Annotated in this window: 18 protein-coding genes; 7 read left to right on the top strand and 11 right to left on the bottom strand. The window is 70.6% G+C overall.

Annotated elements, in window-relative coordinates:
- Nucleotides 1-24 precede the first annotated feature (24 nt).
- A complete protein-coding gene (gene clpB, locus BBH68_RS14745; protein WP_065962513.1) occupies nt 25-2,616 on the bottom strand; it encodes an ATP-dependent chaperone ClpB in 2,592 nt (863 codons plus the stop codon).
- Nucleotides 2,617-2,755: 139 nt separating this feature from the next.
- Between clpB and BBH68_RS14740 the strand changes: the two genes are divergently transcribed.
- Together BBH68_RS14740 and BBH68_RS14735 are read left to right on the top strand one after the other, a co-directional pair.
- Entirely contained in the window at nt 2,756-3,160 is a 405-nt protein-coding gene (locus tag BBH68_RS14740) for a pyridoxamine 5'-phosphate oxidase family protein (RefSeq protein ID WP_065962546.1), read from the top strand.
- Nucleotides 3,161-3,230: 70 nt separating this feature from the next.
- Complete coding sequence (locus BBH68_RS14735) at nt 3,231-3,614, top strand: hypothetical protein (RefSeq protein ID WP_065962512.1); 384 nt, start codon at nt 3,231-3,233, stop codon at nt 3,612-3,614.
- Nucleotides 3,615-3,659: 45 nt separating this feature from the next.
- Here the strand turns inward: BBH68_RS14735 and proP are convergent, their stop codons facing one another.
- Nucleotides 3,660-5,198 carry a glycine betaine/L-proline transporter ProP gene (gene proP, locus BBH68_RS14730; protein ID WP_211301791.1) on the bottom strand — a complete coding sequence of 513 codons (1,539 nt, stop codon included), beginning with the start codon at nt 5,196-5,198 and terminating at the stop codon, nt 3,660-3,662.
- A 333-nt stretch (nt 5,199-5,531) separates the two neighbouring features.
- Here proP and BBH68_RS14725 point away from each other — a divergent pair, with 333 nt between their 5' ends.
- The 3 genes from BBH68_RS14725 (at nt 5,532) to BBH68_RS14715 (ending at nt 7,821) form a co-directional block, all read left to right on the top strand.
- Nucleotides 5,532-5,888, top strand: coding sequence for a YciI family protein (locus tag BBH68_RS14725; protein ID WP_065962508.1), 357 nt, complete (start codon nt 5,532-5,534; stop codon nt 5,886-5,888).
- A gap of 47 nt (nt 5,889-5,935) precedes the next feature.
- The gene (locus BBH68_RS14720; protein WP_079151000.1) at nt 5,936-7,213 is read left to right on the top strand and encodes an RNA polymerase sigma factor; all 1,278 of its coding nucleotides are present in this window, start codon (nt 5,936-5,938) and stop codon (nt 7,211-7,213) included.
- 161 nt (nt 7,214-7,374) lie between these two features.
- Nucleotides 7,375-7,821 (top strand): SRPBCC family protein, encoded by a 447-nt coding sequence (locus BBH68_RS14715; RefSeq protein WP_065962506.1) that lies wholly within the window; start codon nt 7,375-7,377, stop codon nt 7,819-7,821.
- 63 nt (nt 7,822-7,884) lie between these two features.
- Here BBH68_RS14715 and BBH68_RS14710 read toward each other — a convergent pair whose 3' ends face one another.
- Nucleotides 7,885-8,082: a DUF397 domain-containing protein gene (locus BBH68_RS14710; RefSeq protein WP_065962505.1), complete on the bottom strand. Its 198-nt coding sequence runs from the start codon at nt 8,080-8,082 to the stop codon at nt 7,885-7,887.
- A 10-nt stretch (nt 8,083-8,092) separates the two neighbouring features.
- Nucleotides 8,093-8,941, bottom strand: coding sequence for a helix-turn-helix domain-containing protein (locus tag BBH68_RS14705; RefSeq protein ID WP_065962502.1), 849 nt, complete (start codon nt 8,939-8,941; stop codon nt 8,093-8,095).
- A 229-nt stretch (nt 8,942-9,170) separates the two neighbouring features.
- Between BBH68_RS14705 and BBH68_RS14700 the strand changes: the two genes are divergently transcribed.
- A complete protein-coding gene (locus BBH68_RS14700; RefSeq protein WP_065962500.1) occupies nt 9,171-9,602 on the top strand; it encodes an ATP-binding protein in 432 nt (143 codons plus the stop codon).
- On the opposite strand, the gene BBH68_RS14695 is transcribed toward BBH68_RS14700, so the two are convergent.
- From BBH68_RS14695 to dnaK, 6 genes are all read right to left on the bottom strand, one after another.
- On the bottom strand, nt 9,574-9,867 hold the full coding sequence (locus BBH68_RS14695) for a hypothetical protein (RefSeq protein ID WP_065962497.1): 294 nt from the start codon (nt 9,865-9,867) through the stop codon (nt 9,574-9,576). The genes BBH68_RS14700 and BBH68_RS14695 overlap by 29 nt on opposite strands.
- Before the next feature lie 149 nt (nt 9,868-10,016).
- Nucleotides 10,017-10,619 carry a Uma2 family endonuclease gene (locus BBH68_RS14690; RefSeq protein WP_245738063.1) on the bottom strand — a complete coding sequence of 201 codons (603 nt, stop codon included), beginning with the start codon at nt 10,617-10,619 and terminating at the stop codon, nt 10,017-10,019.
- Nucleotides 10,620-10,815: 196 nt separating this feature from the next.
- Nucleotides 10,816-11,301, bottom strand: a complete 486-nt coding sequence (locus BBH68_RS14685; RefSeq protein ID WP_065962493.1) for a heat shock protein transcriptional repressor HspR — start codon at nt 11,299-11,301, stop codon at nt 10,816-10,818.
- 1 nt (nt 11,302) lies between these two features.
- Nucleotides 11,303-12,478 carry a molecular chaperone DnaJ gene (gene dnaJ / locus BBH68_RS14680; protein ID WP_065962490.1) on the bottom strand — a complete coding sequence of 392 codons (1,176 nt, stop codon included), beginning with the start codon at nt 12,476-12,478 and terminating at the stop codon, nt 11,303-11,305.
- A gap of 45 nt (nt 12,479-12,523) precedes the next feature.
- Complete coding sequence (gene grpE, locus BBH68_RS14675) at nt 12,524-13,171, bottom strand: nucleotide exchange factor GrpE (protein WP_065962486.1); 648 nt, start codon at nt 13,169-13,171, stop codon at nt 12,524-12,526.
- Nucleotides 13,168-15,030, bottom strand: coding sequence for a molecular chaperone DnaK (gene dnaK / locus BBH68_RS14670; RefSeq protein ID WP_065962485.1), 1,863 nt, complete (start codon nt 15,028-15,030; stop codon nt 13,168-13,170). Before dnaK ends, grpE begins: the two co-directional genes overlap by 4 nt.
- Before the next feature lie 358 nt (nt 15,031-15,388).
- Between dnaK and BBH68_RS14665 the strand changes: the two genes are divergently transcribed.
- Nucleotides 15,389-17,677: a (Fe-S)-binding protein gene (locus tag BBH68_RS14665; RefSeq protein ID WP_065962483.1), complete on the top strand. Its 2,289-nt coding sequence runs from the start codon at nt 15,389-15,391 to the stop codon at nt 17,675-17,677.
- Nucleotides 17,678-17,805: 128 nt separating this feature from the next.
- Here BBH68_RS14665 and BBH68_RS14660 read toward each other — a convergent pair whose 3' ends face one another.
- Nucleotides 17,806-20,484 carry a SpoIIE family protein phosphatase gene (locus tag BBH68_RS14660; protein ID WP_065962542.1) on the bottom strand — a complete coding sequence of 893 codons (2,679 nt, stop codon included), beginning with the start codon at nt 20,482-20,484 and terminating at the stop codon, nt 17,806-17,808.
- Between the last annotated feature and the right edge of the window lie 23 nt (nt 20,485-20,507).

Genomic DNA, 20,507 nt, shown 5'->3' with positions numbered 1-20,507 from the left:
CGGCCGGGCCTCTTGCCGTGCCGCTTACTGCGCCGGGCCCACCAGCAGGTCGTCGCCGACCCGATCCACCCGGACCGTGTCCCCGTCCCTGACCTCGCCCGCCAGGATCTCCTTGGCGAGCCGGTCGCCGATCGCCGTCTGGACCAGGCGGCGCAGCGGCCTGGCCCCGTACGCCGGGTCCATGCCCTCCTCCGCCAGCCAGGCCAGCGCGGCCGGGGTGACGTCGAGCTTCAGCTGCCGCTCGGCCAGGCGCTCGGCGAGCCGTTCGATCTGGAGCCCGGCGATGCGGGCCAGCTCGCTCTGGCTGAGCGCGGTGAAGACGACCAGGTCGTCCAGCCGGTTCAGGAACTCCGGCTTGAAGGAGGCCCGCACGGTCTCCAGCACGCTCTGCTTCTTCTCCTCCTCGCTGAGCAGCGGGTCCACCAGGTACTGGCTGCCGAGGTTGGAGGTGAGGACCAGGATGGTGTTGCGGAAGTCCACGGTCCGGCCCTGGCCGTCCGTGAGCCGTCCGTCGTCCAGCACCTGGAGCAGGATGTCGAAGACCTCGGGATGGGCCTTCTCGACCTCGTCCAGCAGCACCACGCTGTACGGGCGGCGGCGGACCGCCTCGGTGAGCTGGCCGCCCTCCTCGTAGCCGACGTAGCCGGGGGGCGCGCCGACCAGGCGGGCGACGCTGTGCTTCTCGCTGTACTCGCTCATGTCGATGCGGACCATGGCCCGCTCGTCGTCGAAGAGGAAGTCCGCGAGCGCCTTGGCCAGCTCGGTCTTGCCGACGCCGGTCGGGCCGAGGAAGAGGAACGACCCGGTCGGCCGGTCGGGGTCGGCGATGCCGGCCCGGCTGCGGCGCACGGCGTCGGACACGGCCCGTACGGCCTCGGTCTGGCCGATCAGCCGCTTGCCGAGCTCGTCCTCCATGCGCAGCAGCTTCTGGGTCTCGCCCTCCAGCAGCCGCCCGGCGGGGATGCCGGTCCAGGAGGCGACCACATCGGCCACGTCGTCCGGGCCGACCTCCTCCTTGACCATCGTGCCGCGGCCCTCCTGGACCTCGGCCTCGGCCGCGGAGGCCTCCTTCAGCTCGCGCTCGACCGCCGGGATCTCCCCGTACAGCAGCTTGGACGCGGTGTCGAAGTCCCCGTCGCGCTGGGCCCGCTCGGCCTGCCCGCGCAGGTCGTCGAGGGTCTCCTTCAGCTCACCGACCCGGTTGAGGCCCTGCTTCTCCTTCTCCCAGCGCGCGGTCAGCCCGCGCAGCTCCTCCTCCTTGTCGGCGAGGTCGCGGCGCAGCTTCTCCAGCCGCTGCCGGCTGGCGTCGTCGGTCTCCTTGGCGAGCGCCATCTCCTCCATCTTCATCCGGTCGACCGAGCGCTGGAGCTCGTCGATCTCGACGGGCGAGGAGTCGATCTCCATGCGCAGCCGGGAGGCGGCCTCGTCGACCAGGTCGATGGCCTTGTCGGGGAGGAAGCGGGAGGTGATGTAGCGGTCGGACAGGGTCGCGGCGGCGACCAGGGCGCCGTCCGCGATCTGCACCTTGTGGTGCGCCTCGTAGCGGCCCTTGAGGCCGCGCAGGATCGCCACCGTGTCCTCGACGGTCGGCTCGGCGACCAGCACCTGCTGGAAGCGGCGCTCCAGGGCGGCGTCCTTCTCGATCCGCTCGCGGTACTCGTCCAGCGTGGTGGCGCCCACCATGCGCAGCTCGCCGCGGGCCAGCATCGGCTTGAGCATGTTGCCCGCGTCCATCGCGGAGTCCCCGCCGGCGCCCGCGCCGACCACGGTGTGCAGCTCGTCGATGAAGGTGATGATCTGGCCGTCGCTGGACTTGATCTCGGCCAGGACGGTCTTCAGCCGCTCCTCGAACTCACCGCGGTACTTGGCGCCCGCGACCATCGCGCCCAGGTCGAGCGCCACCAGCCGCTTGTTCCGCAGGCTCTCGGGCACGTCGCCCTTGACGATGCGCTGCGCCAGGCCCTCGACGACGGCCGTCTTGCCGACGCCGGGCTCGCCGATCAGCACCGGGTTGTTCTTGGTGCGCCGCGAGAGCACCTGGACGACGCGGCGGATCTCCTGGTCCCGGCCGATGACCGGGTCGAGCTTGCCGTCGCGCGCGGCGGCGGTGAAGTCGGTGCCGAACTTCTCCAGCGCCTTGTACGTGCCCTCCGGGTCCGGGTTGGTCACCCGCTGCCCGCCCCGGGCCTTCTCGAAGGCGGCGAGCAGCTTCTTGGCGCTCGCGCCCTGCGCGGCCAGCAGCTCCCCGGCCCGGCCGCCCTTGGCGGCGATGCCGATCAGCAGGTGCTCGGTGGAGACGTAGTCGTCCCCCAGCTCCTTGGCGCGCTGGGCGGCGTCCGCGAGCACCGCCAGCAGGTCGCGGTCGGGCTGCGGCGGGGCGACGGTCGAGCCGCGCACGCTGGCCAGCCCGGCCAGCAGCCGCTCCGTGCCGTCGCGCACCACGGCCACGTCCGCGTCCACGGCCGCCAGCAGATCCATCAGGTTCTCGTTGTCCTGGCCCTGCAGCAGGCCCAGGAGCAGATGCGCCGGTGTCAGGTCCGCGTGCCCCGCGGAGACCGCGCGGTCATTGGCGGCGCTCACCGCCGCCCGGCTCTTGTTGGTCAGCTCGGCGTCCACGTCCCCGTACTCCTCCTCGTCGCGCTCTTGGCGGCACTCAGTCCCTGCGACCCAGTTCCAGCCACTCAGTCCTGCCGTACCCAACCTCCGTAAAGTTGAGTCTATTCCACTCAAGGGCGTGGGTCGATAGATTGTGGCCATGGCCTTGGACCCACGCGACCCCGGCCCCGACTACCTGGCCTTCTGGCGCGAGCGCCATGTGTGCACCCTGACCACGCCGCGCCCCGACGGCACCCCCCACGTGGTCCCCGTCGGCGTCACCTACGACCCGGCGGCCGGCCTCGCCCGCGTCATCAGCAACAAGCACAGCCGCAAGGTCGCCCACATCCGGTCCGCCGGCCCCTCCGGCGTGCCCGTCGCGGTCTGCCAGTTCGCCGGAAGGCGCTGGGCGACGCTCGAGGGCCGGGCGGTCGTCCGCACCGAGGCCGAACTCATCGAGGACGCGGTGCGCCGCTACGCCGAGCGCTACGAGCGCACCCCGTCGCCCAACCCGGACCGGGTCCTGATCGAGATCGCGCTGACGAGGGCGCTGGGCCGGGCGTGACGATCACTCCCGGTAAAGTCCGGGCCAACGCCGGCACAGCGCGGCGTCGCACCGGCCGGGGAGGACTTCCATGTTCCAGTCGCTGTCCACCAGCACGTGGATACTGATCGCCGCGGGCGCCACCCTCGTCAACCTCGCCGCCATGCAGTGGATCATCGAGATCCCGCAGTACCGCACGAAGCAGCTCTGGATGCCGGTCATCGGCATCATCGCGGTGGGAGGCAACAGCCTCGCCCAGGGCGACGGGCCGGCCAGCACCTGCTACCAGTACACGGTCCTCATGATCATGATGCCGGTCGCGCTCGCCCCGGTACGCCGCCAGATCACCCGCGACTACTACCGGTGGGTCCAGAACCCCGCGACGAAGCCGAGCAAGGGGGCGATGGTCTGGGTGACCACCTCCATCCTGGTCATGGTGGTCGCGGCCGTGCTCCTCTGGCAGGCGGAGAACTGATCACGACTCCCTGCCGCCGGCCCACCCCCGGCCCAGGTCACCAGATCACCGTCCCCCGTCCCCGCCGTGATCCCGGTACCGCTGCGCCGCCCACGGGTGGCGCAGCCTGATCCACACGTCCCGCGCCCGCCGCCCGGCCCGGGTGCGGCTCCTGGCCACCAGCCGCCGCGCCTCCTCGGCCGTCTCCACCATGGGCCCCGAGCCGCGCAGCGGCTTGCCCGCCGTCTCGTGCAGGAAGATCGTGGAGACCAGCCCGACGAGGCCCGCGCCCATCAGGTAGTAGGCGGGCACCAGCTTGTCGCCCGTCGTGGCGACCAGCCAGGAGGCGACCAGCGGGGTGGTGCCGCCGAACAGCGACACCGAGATGTTGAACGCGATCGACAGGGCGCCGTAGCGCAGCCGGGTCGGGAACAGGGCGGGCAGCGTGGCCGCGCTGGTCCCCGCGAAGATCACCAGCAGCAGCCCGAGGATCACACAGCCCACGGCGGGCATCAGGAACCCGCCCGCCTGGATCAGCAGCAGCGCCGGGATCGCGAGGGCGATCAGCGCCACGCTGCCGGCCATGAACATCGGCCGCCGCCCCCAGCGGTCGGAGGAGCGGCCCACCACGGTGATCGTCAGCGCGACGAGGATCATCGTGCCGAGCACCAGCACCTGGGCCGTGGTGGGGTCCTGGCCCAGGGTGGAGGTCATGTACGTGGGCAGGTAGGACGTCACCATGTAGTTGGTGACGTTGTACAGCAGCACCAGCCCCATGCAGATCAGCACGGCCTGCCAGTGCCGGGTGAAGATCTCCTTCAGCCGGCCCTTGCCGGACTGGCGCGCCTCCTCGACCGGATCCACGCTGTCCTGCCCGGCGCCCACCGCCTCCGCGGCCCGCTCGGCCTCCTGCTGGAACGCCGGGGTCTCCTCCAGCCGCAGCCGCATGTAGAGCCCGATCAGCCCGAGCGGCCCCGCGATCAGGAACGGCACCCGCCAGCCCCAGTCCACCATCCCCTGCTCGCCGAGCACCGCGGTCAGCACCGTGACCACCCCGGACCCCAGCGAATAGCCGACGAACGTCCCGAAGTCCAGCCAGCTCCCCAGGAAGCCGCGGCGCCGGTCCGGGGCGAACTCGGCGATGTACGTCGTGGCCCCCGCGTACTCGCCGCCGGTCGAGAACCCCTGCACCACCCGGCACGCCAGCAACAGCAGCGGGGCCGCGATGCCGATGGAGTCGTAACCGGGCAGCAGCCCCACCGCGAAGGTGCCGATCGCCATCATGATCATGGTGGTCGAGAGCACCCGCCGCCGCCCGATGCGGTCCCCCAGCGGCCCGAAGACCAGCCCGCCCAGCGGCCGGACCAGGAACGCGACCGCGAAGGTGGCGAAGGTGGAGACCACCTGCGTCGCCGCCGAGTCCGAGGGGAAGAAGACCTTGCCGAGCGTGACCGCGACATACGCGTAGACGCCGAAGTCGAACCACTCCATGGTGTTGCCGACCGCCGTCGCCGCGACCGCGCGGCGCAGCCCCGGCCGGTCGACGACCGTCACGTCCGAGATGGTCAGCGGCTCCTTGCGGCGGCGCAACAGCGTCCGCAGCATCCGGTCGGTGCGCTCGCTCCGGCCGCCGGGCGCCACCCTGCGGGGGCGGCGGCGGGGATGACGGGGTGGGGTGCGATCGGTACTCATCCTCTTCCCTGCCGACGGGTCACGGGCTGTTACGTCTCACCGTTGTCGGCGCCCGCTAACCCTCTCCCCATCGTGCGCCCCGGCCGCCCCGCCCGCACCAGGCGGGACTTATCGCCACATAGAGCGTCATAGCGGGCGAGAAATTCTTCGGAGATTTTTTCCGGGAGCTGTCGATCCGGCCGTCTCCCGTTCGACGCAAGGGTGAGAGACGGGGAGAGTCCCCGCCCTCCGTACCGAGGAGTCACCATGCCGCGCTTCATGACGTTGATCCGCATCGACGAGCAGAACGCCCCCGCCGAGGGCCCCAGCCCCGAGCTCCAGGAGCGCATGGGCGCGCTGCTGGAGGAGATCACGAAGGCCGGGGTGATGCTGGACACGGCCGGCCTCACCCCCACCTCCGAGGGCACCCGGGTCACCTGGTCCGGCGGCAAGCTCAGCTACACCGACGGGCCCTTCACCGAGAGCAAGGAGGTCATCGGCGGCTACTCCATCATCCAGGCCAAGGACAAGGCCGAGGCGCTGGAGTGGACCAAGCGGTTCCTGCAGACCCACGAGGACTACTGGACCGTCACCGCCGAGGTCCGGGAGATCGCCGAAGGCTGACCGACCGCGCTTGCCCGGCTCCCGCGCGGCTGCTCTGATGGGTGACCGTGACGGGAGCAGCAAGCGCTGACGCAGCGGGCTCTGAGGCAGCAGGCGCCGAGGCGGTCCAGGCCACCGAAACGGTCTTCAGAATCGAATCCGCGCGGATCATCGCGGGGGTCACCCGCATCGTGCGGGACATAGGGCTGGCCGAGGAGCTGGCGCAGGACGCTCTGGTCGCCGCGCTGGAGCAGTGGCCGGAGTCGGGCGTCCCGGACAACCCGGGCGCCTGGCTCATGGCCACCGCCAGGCACCGCGCGATCGACCTCGTACGCCGCAAGGAGACGTACGCGCGCAAGCTCGCCGAGGTCGGCCGTACCCTCACGGACGCGGCCCCGCCCGACTACGCCGAGGACCCCGCCGAGGACATCGACGACGACCTGCTGCGGCTGATCTTCACCGCCTGCCACCCCGTGCTGTCCACCGAGGCCCGGGTCGCCCTCACCCTGCGCCTGCTGGGCGGGCTGACCACCCAGGAGATCGCCCGCGCCTTCCTGGCCCCGGAGCCCACCGTCGCCCAGCGCATCGTCCGCGCCAAACGGGCCCTCGCCAAAGCCGGCGTCCCCTTCGAGGTCCCCTACGGCGCCGACCGGGCCGCCCGCCTCGCCTCCGTCCTCGAAGTCATCTACCTCATCTTCAACGAGGGCTACTCCGCCACCGCCGGCGACGACCTGCTCCGCCCCGCCCTCTGCGAGGACGCCCTCCGCCTGGCCCGCGTCCTGGCCGCCCTCATGCCCCGGGAACCCGAAGCCCACGGCCTCGCCGCCCTCCTGGAATTCCAGGCCTCCCGCACCCCGGCCCGCACCGGCCCCGACGGCGAACCCGTCCTCCTCGCCGACCAGAACCGCGCCAGATGGAACCGCCTCCTCATCCACCGCGGCGTCGAAGCCCTCCACCGCGCCGGCCACGGCCCCTACTCCCTCCAGGCCGCCATCGCCGCCTGCCACGCCCAGGCGGCCCGCTACGAGGACACCGACTGGGCCACCATCGCCACCCTCTACGGCCGCCTCATGGCCCTGACCCCCTCCCCCGTCATCGAGCTCAACCGCGCCGTCGCCGTCTCCATGTCCCAGGGCCCCGCCGCCGCCCTCCCCCTCGTCGACGCCCTCACCGACGAACCGGCCCTGAAGGACTACCACCTCCTCCCCAGCGTCCGCGCCGACCTGCTGAAGCGGCTGGGCCGCGAGGCGGAGGCCCGCACCGAATACGAACGCGCCGCCTCCCTGACCCGCAACACCCGCGAACGCCGGCTCCTCCTGGACCGCGCCGCCCGCTGCGGCTCCTGAAGGGCACGGCCGGACGCCCGCTCATCCGTGGCGCCGGGGCGCCAACAGCCCGATTGTCAGAGGCAGATGACAAAGTTCTGGCAACGCACACCGATGAGTTCTCACGCCCCCGGGCGTCTGCACATCAGACAGCTCTACCGGGCGAGACGAGGAGACGAGACATGACCACCGAGCAGACCACCGCGGCCGACGGCTTCGCCTACACCCTGACCCGAACGCTGAACGCCCCTGCGGTGGCGGTGTGGCAGGCGTGGACCACCCCCGAGCAGTACACCCAGTGGACGGGCGCCGCCGCCGGCTCCGTCGAGATGGACGTACGGGCGGGCGGAGTGTGGAAGGCCACCATGGTCACCCCGGACGGCGGGCAGTTCCCGCTGACCGGCTCCTACCTTGAGGTCGCCGAGCACCGCCGCCTGGTCACCGGCATGGACGTGCCCGGCAAGCCCGAGCCCGCCGCCATGACCATGGAACTCGACGAGCAGGACGACCAGCACACGCGGATCGTGCTCAGCCAGACCTGTGACACCGCCGAGGAACGCGACATGGCCGAACAGGGCAGCGCCATGCTCCTCGACAGCCTGAGCACCTTCCTGACCGCCCGCGCGTAGCCGGGTTCGCGGTGAGTATGGGACAGCGACGCGTCATGCCGTCGGCGCGTCGCTGTCCCATGCTCACAGCAGGCGGTCCAACGCCCCTGCTTTGGCCGCCCGGATGAAGGCCGCGAGGGGGCGCGGGGCGGTGCGTATGGCTGTGCTGGGGTCCTCGCTCTCGCGGAGGTGTATCGCGCCGTCGGTGGCGGCGAGTTCCAGGCATTCGTTGTTTATGCCGTTTCCGGAAAAGCTCGACTTGCGCCAGGGGATGTCGTGCATGCTCCGCCCTTCACAGCTCACGTGCGATCTGGTGAACAAAGTCTCGCGACTCCTCGGGGCTGAGTGCCAACCGCTCTGCGGCGCTCAGGCGGTGGCGGTAGTGCTCCAGTTGCGCTTCCCCGTCCAGGAAGGCGCTGCCGTGGACCTGATCGATCTGCACCGTGTCCAGCCGGGGCAACGGCCCCGTCGCGTAGAGCACGGAGTCGCCCATGCCCGCGAAACCCTCGGCAGCGAAGGGAATCACCCGCACGGTGACACCGGGGAGTTCGGACCTTTCCAGGATGTACTCCAGCTGCTCCCGCGCAACCTTCCGGTCTCCGACCTTCATGCGGAGCGCCGCCTCATGGATGGTCGCCGTGTACTCCGGCGGATCGTCGCGGTCGAGCACCTCTCGGCGCCGCAGCCGGAAGTCGGTCAAGGCCTCGATGTGATCGGAGACGCTCGACCGCGCGTAGCTGAACAGGGCCCGCATGTACGACTCCACCTGCAGCAACCCGGGAATATGGACGACCCGCAGCGTCCGCATCGCGTGGGCGTGCCATTCCAGGGCGGCGACGTCCAGCAGCCCCGACCCAAGCGCTCCCCGGTACCGCTCCCACCATCCCCGTACCCGCTCGGTTGCCATAGCGCTCAGCGCGTCGATCAGCTCGGCGTCCGTGCAGCGGTAGTTGTCGGCCAGCCGTCGTAGCCGCTCCTCGCTGACCCCGATGCGCCCCGCCTCGATGTGGCTGATCTGGATGGGGCCGGTGCCCAGCAACTCCCCCGCTTCGCGCACGGTCATGCCCGCGCGCTCCCGCATCTTGCGCAGCTCGGCGGCCAACCGCATCTGGCGCGCCGTGGGGTTGGTTCTCGGCGGCATGCGCTCTTCCCTCTCCTGACGGCTTGTCATGGCAACGATGGCACGGTTCACCCTGGCGGGGCGAATCTCGGGATAAGGGTTGCAACGTATCAGGGCTGCACCCTACGTTGAGTATCGCACCGCTCACCAAGCGAAACATCCGGCCAGCCGGAAGCGCACCGCCATGCCCACATGGCGGCAATGACACCGGCCCGCCCTCGCACACCCCACCGCGCCACAGGAGGCCCCCATGCCCCTCGTCACCCCTGCCGTCGCGCCGTTCGAGTACTCGCTGCACATCCCCCACGACCCCCGCGCAGTCCGCGTCGCCCAGGCCTCCCTCCGTACCGCCCTCACCGCCCATGAGCTGCCCGAACTCGTCGACCGGGCCGAGCTGCTGGCCAGCGAGATGCTCACCAACGCGATCGTGCACACCGGAGGCGAGGCCGATCTGCGGCTGAAGTGGTACGCCGAGCGGCTGCGCATGACGGTGTGGGACACCAGCCCCACGCCGCCCGGCCTGCGGACGGTCGGCGCGGACAGCGAGGGCGGGCGGGGGCTTCATCTGCTGGAGTTGCTCGCCGACAGTTGGAATCACTTCCCGCTGAACGGCGAGCTGTGGGGCCCCGCGTCCAAGGTGGTGTGGTGCGAGATCAGCCGGACGCCTCGTCCTGGCTGGTAGCGACGGCCACGCGGCGGAACTCGACGGACTCGATGGTGACGCCGGGCGCCGTCCAGCCGAGGGCGGGCGGGGTGGCCGCGCGGGCCTGGGCCTCGGTCTCGAAGACGGTCATGGAGAAGCCACGACCATCCACGGGCTCCAGCCAGTACCCGGTGAGAAATCCGGGCGCCGAGCGGATCCTCGGCAGGACGTCGTCAACCAGCGCGGCGGCGGCAGCGGGCGCCTGGGCCGGGTCGATGGTCAGGGTCACAAGGGCTGCGTGCACGGGGTCCTCCCCACTACGGATGATCCGGTCAGCAGATAGGACGTCGCGGCGGCCCGGAAGTCATCGGTCCTCACGGAGTCTTCGAGTAGCCCAGCGCCTCGGCGCTCCGGCCGCCCCGCAACAGCAGGCCGCCCAGACCTCGTGCACCGTCAGGCCAGACGCGGTCCGGTGATGTCCTCCGTGATCGCGAAGCCCTTCACCGGGCCCTCCGGGATCTGCACCTCGGTGCCGTAGGGGACGCGGATGGCGGCGGCGTACGTCTCCTCGCCCGGGGAGGGGGATGTGAGCACGGTCACCGTGCCGTGGTTGTCGTGGTCGTCGATCAGGACGTAGACGGGGATGCCCGCGCGCGCGTAGGCGCGGCGCTTGCGGACCCGGTCGCGCTGCTGGTTCTCATGGCCGGGGGAGACGACTTCGACGACGAGCTTCACGGCGGAGGCGGTGAAGCCCAGGCCGTCTTCGGTGAGGAACTCCTCGTCGTCTTCAGGCGCTACGAACAGGTCGGGGACCCACGCCTTGCGCTCGTGGATGACGTTCCAGTCGTGGTGCACCGCGTACTCACTGCTCTCCAGATGCCTTTCCAAGGCCCGCCGCAGGCGGTTGATGACACGAGCGTGGCTGGCACGTCCGGTGGGCGACACCTCGATGAACCCCTCGACAATCTCCGCGTGATAGCCCTCGGGGAGTTCCAGGGACTTCCACGCCTGCCACAGAGCCTCGTCCAGTCCAAGCGAGGGCACGTCTTCGGGCATGGCCTCAGGCACCTCCATTGTCGTAGGCGCCTCGTGGGCAAGAGCGGTCATGGCGCAGCACCTCCTCCTCAAGTGTGGGCCAGAAGCGTCCGTGCGGCACGGACAACGCCCCACGCTGGCAGAAAAGAAGCCCGGTGACCGACGGGTCGGTCACCGGGCCACTCGATCGGGTGAGGTCGGCCCCAGCGTGCGGCGGCTACTCCGAGCGCTTGGACTTCGGCCGCCACACCACCAGCGCGCTGGCCTGCCGGACCTGGTCGTAGGGGACCAGGTCGCGGCGGTAGGAGGCGTGGACCGCGGCTTCGCGCTGCTGCATCGCCGCGGCCGCGCCCTCGACCGCGGACTGGAGTTCGGCGACGCGCTCCTGGAGGGCGGCGACCTGGTTCTCCAGTTCGATGATGCGCTTGATGCCGGCGAGGTTGATGCCCTCGTCCTGGGAGAGCTGCTGCACCTGGCGGAGCAGCTGGATGTCGCGGGCCGAGTAGCGGCGCCCGCGGCCGGCCGTGCGGTCGGGGGAGACCAGGCCCAGCCGGTCGTACTGGCGCAGGGTCTGCGGGTGCAGCCCGGAGAGCTGGGCGGCGACCGAGATGACGTACACCGGCGACTCGTCCGTCAGCTCGTACGGATTGCGGCTCCTGGGCGCGCCCGTACCGCTCCTGCCTCCGACCCCTCGGCCATCCATGTCATGCTCCCTTCGCGGACTGGAACAGCTCCGCCCGCGGGTCCTCCCCCGCGGTCGCCTCCCGATACGACTCCAGCGCCTCGCGCGCCTTGTCGCTGAGGTCCTTGGGGACGGTGACCTCGACGGTGACCAGCAGGTCGCCGCGGGTGCCGTCCTTGCGCACCGCGCCCTTGCCGCGGGCGCGCATCGTGCGGCCGTTGGGCGTGCCGGCCGGCAGCTTGAGGGTGACCGGGGGGCCGCCGAGGGTGGGGACCTTGATCTCGCCGCCGAGGGCCGCCTCCGGGAGGGTGACGGGCACGGTGACGGTGAGGTTGTCGCCCTTGCGGCCGAAGACCGGGTGGGGGTCGACGTGGACCACCACGTACAGGTCGCCGGCGGGGCCGCCGGTCTCGCCCGGGGCGCCCTTGCCGCGCAGCCGGATCCGCTGGCCGTCGCTGACGCCGGCGGGGATGCGGACCTGCATGGTGCGGGCGCTGCGGGCGCGGCCGCTGCCCTTGCAGGCCTCGCACGGGTTCTGCGCGATCAGGCCGCGGCCGCGGCAGTCCACGCACGGGTCGGTGAGCGAGAAGCCGCCCCCGCCGCCCCGGCTGACCTGGCCGGTGCCGACGCAGGTCGGGCACACGCGGGGCGTGCCGTTCTTGTCGCCGGTGCCCGAGCACGCCTTGCACGGGGCCTGGCTGGACATCCGCAGCGGGACCGTGGCCCCGTCCACCGCCTCGGTGAAGCTCAGCGTCACCTCGGACTCGATGTCCTGGCCGCGGCGCGGCTGGGCCCGGGTGGAGGTGCCACGGTTGAAGAGGCCGCCGAAGACGTCCCCGAGGCCGCCGCCGAAGCCGCCGCCCGCGCCGCCGCCCTGGGCGCCGCCGAAGAGGTCGCCCAGGTCGAAGTTGAAGGTGCCGCCGGGGCCGCCCGCGCCCGGCCCCGGGCGGAATCCGCCGTTGCCGAACAGGGCGCGGGCCTCGTCGTACTCCTTGCGCCGCTTGGGGTCGCCGAGGACGTCGTTCGCCTCGGAGATCTCCTTGAAGCGCTCCTCGGCCTTGGCGTCGCCCTTGTTGGCGTCCGGGTGGAACTCGCGGGCGAGCTTCCGGTACGCCTTCTTGATCTCCGCCTCGGTGGCGTCCTTGGGGACGCCGAGGACTTTGTAGTAGTCCTTCTCGACGAAGTCCTTGGTGCTCATCCCCGACGTCCCTCCTCTCCTGCCATCGCTGTCACATCAGCCACGTCAGCCCTCTTCCGGGCCACCGCTCTCCTCGTCCGGCGTCTCGTCCCCCTTGGGCTGTGCGCCCGGCTGGGGCTCGGCGACCGCGACCCGCGCCGGGCGGATCGTTCGCTCGCCGATTCGATACCCCGGCTGCAGAATCTGCACGCACGTGGTTTCGGTGACGTCCGGCGCGTACGAGTGCATGAGAGCCTCGTGCACCAGCGGGTCGAAGGGCTCGCCCTCCTTGCCGAACTGCTGCAGGCCCAGCTTCGCCGCGACCGTCTCCAGCGACTCGGCGACGGACTTGAAGCCGCCGACGAGTTCGCCGTGCTCACGGGCGCGGCCGATGTCGTCGAGCACGGGCAGCAGCTCGGACAGGAGGTTCGCCACGGCGATCTCCTTGACCGTGGCCCGGTCCCGCTCGACCCGGCGTCGGTAGTTCTGGTACTCCGCCTGGAGCCGCTGGAGGTCGGCCGTCCGCTCGTTGAGGGCGGTACGGACCTGGTCCAGTTGGGCCTGGACGGCCACCTGCTCGAGGTCCCCTGCCGGGGCCTCCGGGCCCGCCTTGTCGGCGGACCCGGCGGCACCCTTGGCCGCCTCCTCAGGGGTCTGTGCGGCCTCGGAGGGGACGTCGGGCTGCTCCTCGAAGCCCGGGGTCTCCTCCGTCACGCGGCACCACCCCGCCCCTTGTCAGTCTTCTCGTCGTCCACGATCTCGGCGTCCACGACGTCGTCGTCGGCCTTGGCCTGGCCGTCACCGGCCGCGCCCGCCGCACCCGCCGCGCCCGCGCCGTCCTGGGCGTTGGCGTACAGCGCCTGGCCCAGCTTCTGGCTGACGGCCGCGACCTTCTCGGTGGCGGTGCGGATCTCGGCGGTGTCGTCGCCCTTGAGCTTCTCCTTCAGCTCGCCGACCGCGGTCTCCACCTCGGTCTTGACGTCGCCGGGGACCTTGTCCTCGTTGTCCTTGAGGAACTTCTCGGTCTGGTAGACCAGCTGCTCGGCCTGGTTGCGGGTCTCGGCGGCCTCGCGGCGCTTGTGGTCCTCCTCCGCGTACTGCTCGGCCTCGCGCATCATGCGGTCGATGTCGTCCTTCGGCAGCGCGGAGCCGCCGGTGACGGTCATCTTCTGCTCCTTGCCGGTGCCGAGGTCCTTGGCGCCGACGTGCATGATCCCGTTGGCGTCGATGTCGAAGGTGACCTCGATCTGCGGCACGCCGCGCGGGGCCGGCGGCAGGCCGGTCAGCTCGAACATGCCGAGCTTCTTGTTGTACGCCGCGATCTCGCGCTCGCCCTGGTAGACCTGGATCTGCACGGACGGCTGGTTGTCCTCGGCCGTGGTGAAGATCTCGGAGCGCTTGGTCGGGATGGTCGTGTTGCGCTCGATCAGCTTGGTCATGATGCCGCCCTTGGTCTCGATGCCGAGGGACAGCGGGGTGACGTCGAGCAGCAGGACGTCCTTGACCTCGCCCTTGAGGACACCGGCCTGGAGCGAGGCGCCGATGGCGACGACCTCGTCCGGGTTGACGCCCTTGTTGGCCTCCTTGCCGCCGGTCAGCTCCTTGACCAGCTCGGCGACGGCCGGCATACGGGTCGAGCCACCGACCAGGACCACGTGGTCGATCTCGGACAGCGCGATGCCCGCGTCCTTGATCACGTTGTGGAAGGGGACCTTGCATCGCTCGAGCAGGTCGCTGGTGAGCTGCTGGAACTGGGCGCGGGTGAGCTTCTCGTCCAGGTGCAGCGGGCCCTCGGCGGAGGCCGTGATGTAGGGCAGGTTGATGGTGGTCTCGGTCGAGCTGGACAGCTCGATCTTCGCCTTCTCGGCGGCCTCGCGGAGGCGCTGGAGCGCCATCTTGTCCTTGGACAGGTCCACGCCGTGGCCGTTGTTGAACTGCTTGACCAGGTAGTCGACGACGCGCTGGTCCCAGTCGTCGCCACCGAGGTGGTTGTCGCCGTTGGTGGCCTTGACCTCCACCACGCCGTCGCCGATCTCCAGCAGCGAGACGTCGAAGGTGCCGCCGCCGAGGTCGAAGACCAGGATGGTCTGGTCGTCCTTCTCGAGCCCGTAGGCGAGGGCGGCGGCAGTAGGCTCGTTGACGATACGCAGGACGTTGAGGCCCGCGATCTCACCGGCCTCCTTGGTGGCCTGGCGCTCGGCGTCGTTGAAGTACGCCGGGACGGTGATGACCGCGTCCGCGACCTTCTCGCCCAGGTAGGCCTCGGCGTCCCGCTTGAGCTTCTGCAGAATGAAGGCGCTCATCTGCTGCGGGTTGAAGTTCTTGCCGTCGAGGTTGATCTGCCAGTCGGTGCCCATGTGGCGCTTGACCGACCGGATGGTCCGGTCCACGTTGGTCACGGCCTGGCGCTTGGCGACCTCACCGACCAGGACCTCGCCGTTCTTGGCGAAGGCGACGACGGACGGCGTGGTCCTGGCGCCCTCGGCGTTGGTGATGACGGTGGGCTCACCGCCTTCGAGCACACTGACGACGGAGTTCGTCGTACCCAGGTCGATGCCGACCGCACGAGCCATTTCGCAATCCTCCAACTACACAGCATTGAGTGGAACAGGCTCAAGAGTGCCTGACGGATCCCCCCATGTCAACAGACCTGAGTCCGGCGGGCTCAACTTTTATACGGCCCTTATGGACAGGACACGGACAAGAGGAGGAGGGGTGAGGCGACGAGAGGGCCGGCGATCCGGCCAAGCGACACAGATCACCGGCCGGTCGGCTACATGAGCTGCCGCTTCCCCGGGTAATCTCGGTCAAGACCAGATAAGTTACTGCTTAGTAATCGACTGCTTCGACTGCTTCGACTGCTAGTAATCCGTTCCGCCCAGTCATCCACACTGCTCAGTAATCCGCTCTCGCAGGTTCGAGGAGCCCCCAATGCAACTCGCCGCGATCATCGTGTCGCTGGTCCTCACGGCGGTCGGCGTTGCCCTGCTCGGCCGCGCCATCGCGCAGTTCGTGCGCTTCTTCAAGCTCGGCGCACCCGTGCCGGCGGGCACCCGGACCGACAACCCCTATCAGCGCAGCGTGACGCTGGTGAGGGAGTTCCTGGCGCACACCCGGATGAACAAGTGGGGGATCATCGGGATCGCCCACTGGTTCGTCGCGATCGGCTTCCTGACCCTGCCGCCGACCATCATCAACGCCTACGGCCAGCTCTTCCAGGCCGACTGGACGCTGCCGATCCTCGGCGGCTTCCTCCCCTATGAGCTGTACATCGAGTTCATCGGGACGATGACCACCCTCGGCATCGCCACCCTGATCGTGATCCGGCTGCTCAACCTGCCCAGCCGGGCCGGCCGCAAGTCCCGGTTCGCCGGCTCCACGGCCTGGCAGGCGTACTTCGTCGAGTACGTCATCCTGATCATCGGCCTGGCGATCATGGCGCTGCGCGGTACGGAGGGCGCGCTGCACCACGTCGACTCGTACCAGCCGGAGTACTTCGCCTCGTACCCGCTGGTGCTGCTCTTCAAGAGCCTCAGCGTCGGCACGGTGCAGAACCTGACCTACCTGTTCGCGATGATCAAGCTCGGCACGACCATGGTCTGGATGATCACGGTCTCGGTGAACATCGACATGAGCATCGCCTGGCACCGCTTCCTCGCCTTCCCCAACATCTGGTTCAAGCGCGAGTCGAGCGGAGACGTCGCGCTGGGCGCGCTCCAGCCGATGACCTCGGGCGGCAAGCCGATCGACTTCGAGGACCCGGGCGAGGACGACCAGTTCGGCGTCTCGCAGATCGAGCACTTCTCCTGGAAGGGCCTCCTCGACTTCTCCACCTGCACCGAGTGCGGCCGCTGCCAGTCCCAGTGCCCGGCCTGGAACACCGGCAAGCCGTTGTCGCCCAAGCTGCTGATCATGTCGCTGCGCGACCACTCGCACGCCAAGGCCCCGTATCTGCTCGCGGGTGGCGGCAAGACTGCGGAGGGGGAGGAGAAGGCGAGCGCCGAGCAGCTCGCCGAGGTGCCGCAGTCGGCGCTGGCCGAGGCCGAGCGGCCGCTGATCGGCACCCTGTCGGCTGCATCTGACAGCGGCTCCGCCGCGGGCGGCGTCATCGACCCGGACGTGCTGTGGTCCTGCACCACCTGCGGCGCCTGCGTCGAGCAGTGCCCCGTCGACATCGAGCACGTCGACCACATCGTCGACATGCGCCGCTACCAGGTGATGATCGAGTCGTCCTTCCCGAGCGAGGCCGGGACGATGCTGAAGAACCTGGAGAAGAAGGGCAACCCCTGGGGGCTCGCCAAGAAGCAGCGCCTGGCGTGGACCAAGGAAGTCGACTTCGAGGTGCCGGTCGTCGGCAAGGACATCGAGGACCTGTCCGAGGTCGACTACCTGTACTGGGTCGGCTGCGCGGGCGCCCTGGAGGACCGGGCGAAGAAGACCACCAAGGCCTTCGCGGAGCTGCTGCACATCGCGGGCGTCAAGTTCGCGATCATGGGCGGGGACGAGTCGTGCACCGGCGACTCCGCCCGCCGCCTCGGCAATGAGTTCCTCTTCCAGCAGCTCGGCCAGCAGAACGTCGAGATGCTCAACATGGCCTTCGGGGAGGATGCGGAGGAAGGCGTCGTCGTCGAGAAGTCCAAGAAGAAGATCGTCGCGACCTGCCCGCACTGCTTCAACACGATCGCCAACGAGTACCCGCAGCTCGGCGGCCACTACGAGGTGATCCACCACACCCAGCTGCTGCAGCACCTCGTCGACGAGGGCAAGCTCGTCCCGGTCACCCCGGTCGAGGGGCTCATCACCTACCACGACCCCTGCTACCTGGGCCGCCACAACAAGGTCTACACCCCGCCGCGCGAGATCATCGCCAAGGTGCCGGGCCTGCGGAACGAGGAGATGCACCGCCACAAGGAGCGCGGCTTCTGCTGCGGCGCCGGCGGCGCCCGGATGTGGATGGAAGAGCGCATCGGCAAGCGCATCAACGACGAGCGGGTGGACGAGGCACTGTCCCTCAACCCGGACATCGTCTCCACCGCCTGCCCGTTCTGCCTCGTCATGCTCACCGACTCCGTCAACGGCAAGAAGAATGCCGGTGCGGCGAAGGAGTCGCTGCAGGTCGTGGACGTCGCGCAGCTGCTGCTGGACTCCGTCAAGACGCCCGCCGAGCCGGAGGACGACGGGAAGACGGCACGGGAGCCGGAGCCGGAGCCGGTGAAGTAGCGGCCGTAGTCGGTACGTTCCCGAGGGGCTCGATCCGACCGGATCGAGCCCCTCGGGCGTTTCAACGCCACGGGCGATTCAGCACAACCGTTTCAGCACCGCAGCCGTGTCATCGCCGCCGCGCCGTCTCACCGCCGCCGCTTGCCGCGCTCCGGCAGGGTCTGCTCGGTCCAGATGACCTTGCCCTCGGCGGTGTAGCGCGTCCCCCACCGGTCGGCGAACCGTGACACCAGGAACAGCCCGCGCCCGCCCTCGTCCTCCGTCGCCGCGTACCGCAGGTGCGGCGAGGTGGAGCTGGTGTCCGAGACCTCGCAGATCAGGCTGCGGTCGCACAGCAGCCGCACCCGGATCGGCCCCGTCGCGTACCGGATCGCGTTGGTGATCAGCTCGCTGAGGATCAGCTCGGTGGTGAACGCCACCTCGCCCAGGTCCCACTCGGCCAGCCGCGCCGCCACCGCGGCGCGCACCGCGGACACCAGGGATGGTTCCGACGGCACCTCCCAGTCCGCGATCCGCTCCGGCTCCAGCACCCGCGTACGGGCGACGATCAGCGCGATGTCGTCGCTGGGGGTGTCGGGCAGCATCTCGGCGAGGACCGCCGTACAGGTCTCCTCCGGTGTCCGCCCGGCGTGGGAGAGGGAGGCGCGCAGCAGCTCCAGGCCCTCCTCGATGTCCCGGTCGCGCTTCTCGACCAGGCCGTCGGTGTAGAGGACGAGGTGGCTGCCCTCGGCCAGCTCCACCTCGGCCGTCTCGAACGGCAGCCCGCCAAGACCCAGCGGCGGCCCGGCGGGCAGGTCGGGGAACTCCACCGAGCCGTCCGGGGCGACCACGGCCGGCGGCGGATGCCCGGCCCGGGCCATCACGCAGCGCCGCGAGACCGGGTCGTAGATCGCGTACAGACAGGTGGCACCGGTGATCACACCGCCGCCCTCCAGGCTGTCCGAGGTCTCGTCCTGGTCGATCCGGGCGATCAGGTCGTCGAGGTGGGAGAGGATTTCGTCGGGCGGCAGGTCGAGGGTGGAGAAGTTGTGCACCGCCGTACGCAGCCGCCCCATCGTGGCGGCCGCGTGCAGCCCGTGCCCGACCACGTCACCCACCACCAGCGCCACCCGCGCCCCCGGCAGCGGGATCACATCGAACCAGTCACCGCCCACCCCCGACTCCGCCGGCAGATACCGGTACGCCACGTCCAGCGCGCTCTGCTCGGGCAGCACCTGCGGCAGCAGGCTGCGCTGCAGCGTCACCGCCATCGTGTGCTCGCGCGTGTACCGGCGGGCGTTGTCGATGCTGACCGCGGCCCGGGTGACCAGCTCCTCGGCGAGGGAGACGTCGTCCTCCTCGAAGGGCTCGGGCTTCTCCGAGCGCATGAACGTGGCCATGCCCAGGATCACGCCCCGGGCGCGCAGCGGCACCGCGATCATGGAGTGGATGCCGTGGTGGACGATCTGCCGCGCCCGCTCCGGGTCGTGCTCGTGCCAGCCGGCGAAGTCGCCGAGCACCGCCTCCACCGTCGTCTCGCCGGTGGCGAACCCGATGGCCTGCGGCGTGGCCGGGCCGTAGCGGATCAGCCCGCCCAGCGGATACAGCGGCACGTCGTCGCGGATGCCGCTGAGCGCGGTACGGCGCAGGGAGGTGCGCGCCGTGGCGCCGCTGCCCGTCGCCGCGCCCGTCGGCTCCTCGCCGCGCAGCACCGGGTCCACCAGGTCCACGGCGACGAAGTCGGCGAACCGTTCCACCGCGTATTCGGTCAGCTCCTGGGCCGTGCGCACCACGTCCAGCGTGGTGCCGATCCGCAGCCCCGCGTCGTACAGCAGCTTCAGCCGCTTGCGCGCCACATCGACCTTGCCGGACAGGGCACGCAGCTCGGTGGTGTCCCGCAGCGTCGCGACGCTGCCGGGCGGACCGCCGAAGCGGTCGGTCGGCCGGTGGCTGACCGTCAGCAGCCGGTCCCCCGCCTGGTGCACCTCGTCGGTGGCGGTACGGCCCGACACCAGCAGCTCGGCCGTGCTCGGGTCGAAGCCGAGGTCGGCGACGGGCCGCCCCTCGGCGTCCGGGGGCAGGTCGAACAGCCGGCGCGCCTCGTCGTTGGCCAGCAGCAGCCGCTTGTCCCCGCCGACGATGAGCACGCCCTCCCGTACGGAGTGCAGCACCGCGTCGTGGTGCTCGTACATCCGGGTCAGATCGGCCGGGTCCAGCCCGTGGGTCTGCCGCCGCAGCCGCCTGCTGACCAGCGCCGTACCGCCAGTGGCCAGGGCGAGGGCGGCGGCGACGGCGCCGAGGAGGAGCGGCAGCTGCCGGTCGACCGCGCCGCTCACCTTCTTGACGGTGATCCCGGCGGCGACCAGGCCGACGACCTTGCCCCGGCTGTCGGTGACGGGCACCACGGCCCGTACGGACGGGCCGAGGGTGCCCGTGGACGTCTCGGTGACGGTGCCGCCGTCTGCGGCGGCACGGTAGTTCCCGAGGAAGTGCCGGCCGATCTGCTCCGAGTCGGGGTGGGTGTAGCGGATCCCGTCCGTCGTCAGGACGACGATGAAGTCGACGTCGGCCCGGGCGCGGGCGCGCTCGGTGCGCGGCTGCAGGATCGCGGTCGGGTCGGGGGAGCGCAGCGCCTCGACCATGCCCGGGGCGTTCGCGAAGGCCTCGGCGACGGCGAGCGAGCGGCGGCGGGCCTCCTCGTCGGTGTCGTGCCTGGACTGCAGGACGAGGGTCACCCCGGCGGCGACGGCGAGCAGCAGCACGACCGCCACCTGGAGGAAGAACACCTGGCTCGCGACCGTACGCACCCGGCGCGCGGCGCGCCGCATGGACTGGCTGGTGGGGGTGGGGG

Source organism: Streptomyces sparsogenes, from assembly GCF_001704635.1.
GTDB lineage: Bacteria > Actinomycetota > Actinomycetes > Streptomycetales > Streptomycetaceae > Streptomyces > Streptomyces sparsogenes.
Note: the sequence above shows the minus strand (reverse complement) of the source record. Positions and strands in the feature narration are given on the sequence as shown.

Excerpts from the sequence above, each read along its gene's own strand:
- BBH68_RS14660 (WP_065962542.1), bottom strand. The coding sequence starts at position 20,484 with ATGCGGCGCGCCGCGCGCCGGGTGCGTACGGTCGCGAGCCAGGTGTTC.
- proP (WP_211301791.1), bottom strand. The coding sequence starts at position 5,198 with ATGCTGCGGACGCTGTTGCGCCGCCGCAAGGAGCCGCTGACCATCTCG.
- BBH68_RS14735 (WP_065962512.1), top strand. The coding sequence starts at position 3,231 with ATGTTCCAGTCGCTGTCCACCAGCACGTGGATACTGATCGCCGCGGGC.
- BBH68_RS14685 (WP_065962493.1), bottom strand. The coding sequence starts at position 11,301 with ATGGATGGCCGAGGGGTCGGAGGCAGGAGCGGTACGGGCGCGCCCAGG.
- BBH68_RS14715 (WP_065962506.1), top strand. The coding sequence starts at position 7,375 with ATGACCACCGAGCAGACCACCGCGGCCGACGGCTTCGCCTACACCCTG.
- dnaK (WP_065962485.1), bottom strand. The coding sequence starts at position 15,030 with ATGGCTCGTGCGGTCGGCATCGACCTGGGTACGACGAACTCCGTCGTC.
- BBH68_RS14705 (WP_065962502.1), bottom strand. The coding sequence starts at position 8,941 with ATGCCGCCGAGAACCAACCCCACGGCGCGCCAGATGCGGTTGGCCGCC.
- BBH68_RS14700 (WP_065962500.1), top strand. The coding sequence starts at position 9,171 with ATGCCCCTCGTCACCCCTGCCGTCGCGCCGTTCGAGTACTCGCTGCAC.
- BBH68_RS14740 (WP_065962546.1), top strand. The coding sequence starts at position 2,756 with ATGGCCTTGGACCCACGCGACCCCGGCCCCGACTACCTGGCCTTCTGG.
- BBH68_RS14665 (WP_065962483.1), top strand. The coding sequence starts at position 15,389 with ATGCAACTCGCCGCGATCATCGTGTCGCTGGTCCTCACGGCGGTCGGC.
- BBH68_RS14725 (WP_065962508.1), top strand. The coding sequence starts at position 5,532 with ATGCCGCGCTTCATGACGTTGATCCGCATCGACGAGCAGAACGCCCCC.
- dnaJ (WP_065962490.1), bottom strand. The coding sequence starts at position 12,478 with ATGAGCACCAAGGACTTCGTCGAGAAGGACTACTACAAAGTCCTCGGC.
- BBH68_RS14690 (WP_245738063.1), bottom strand. The coding sequence starts at position 10,619 with ATGCCCGAAGACGTGCCCTCGCTTGGACTGGACGAGGCTCTGTGGCAG.
- BBH68_RS14710 (WP_065962505.1), bottom strand. The coding sequence starts at position 8,082 with ATGCACGACATCCCCTGGCGCAAGTCGAGCTTTTCCGGAAACGGCATA.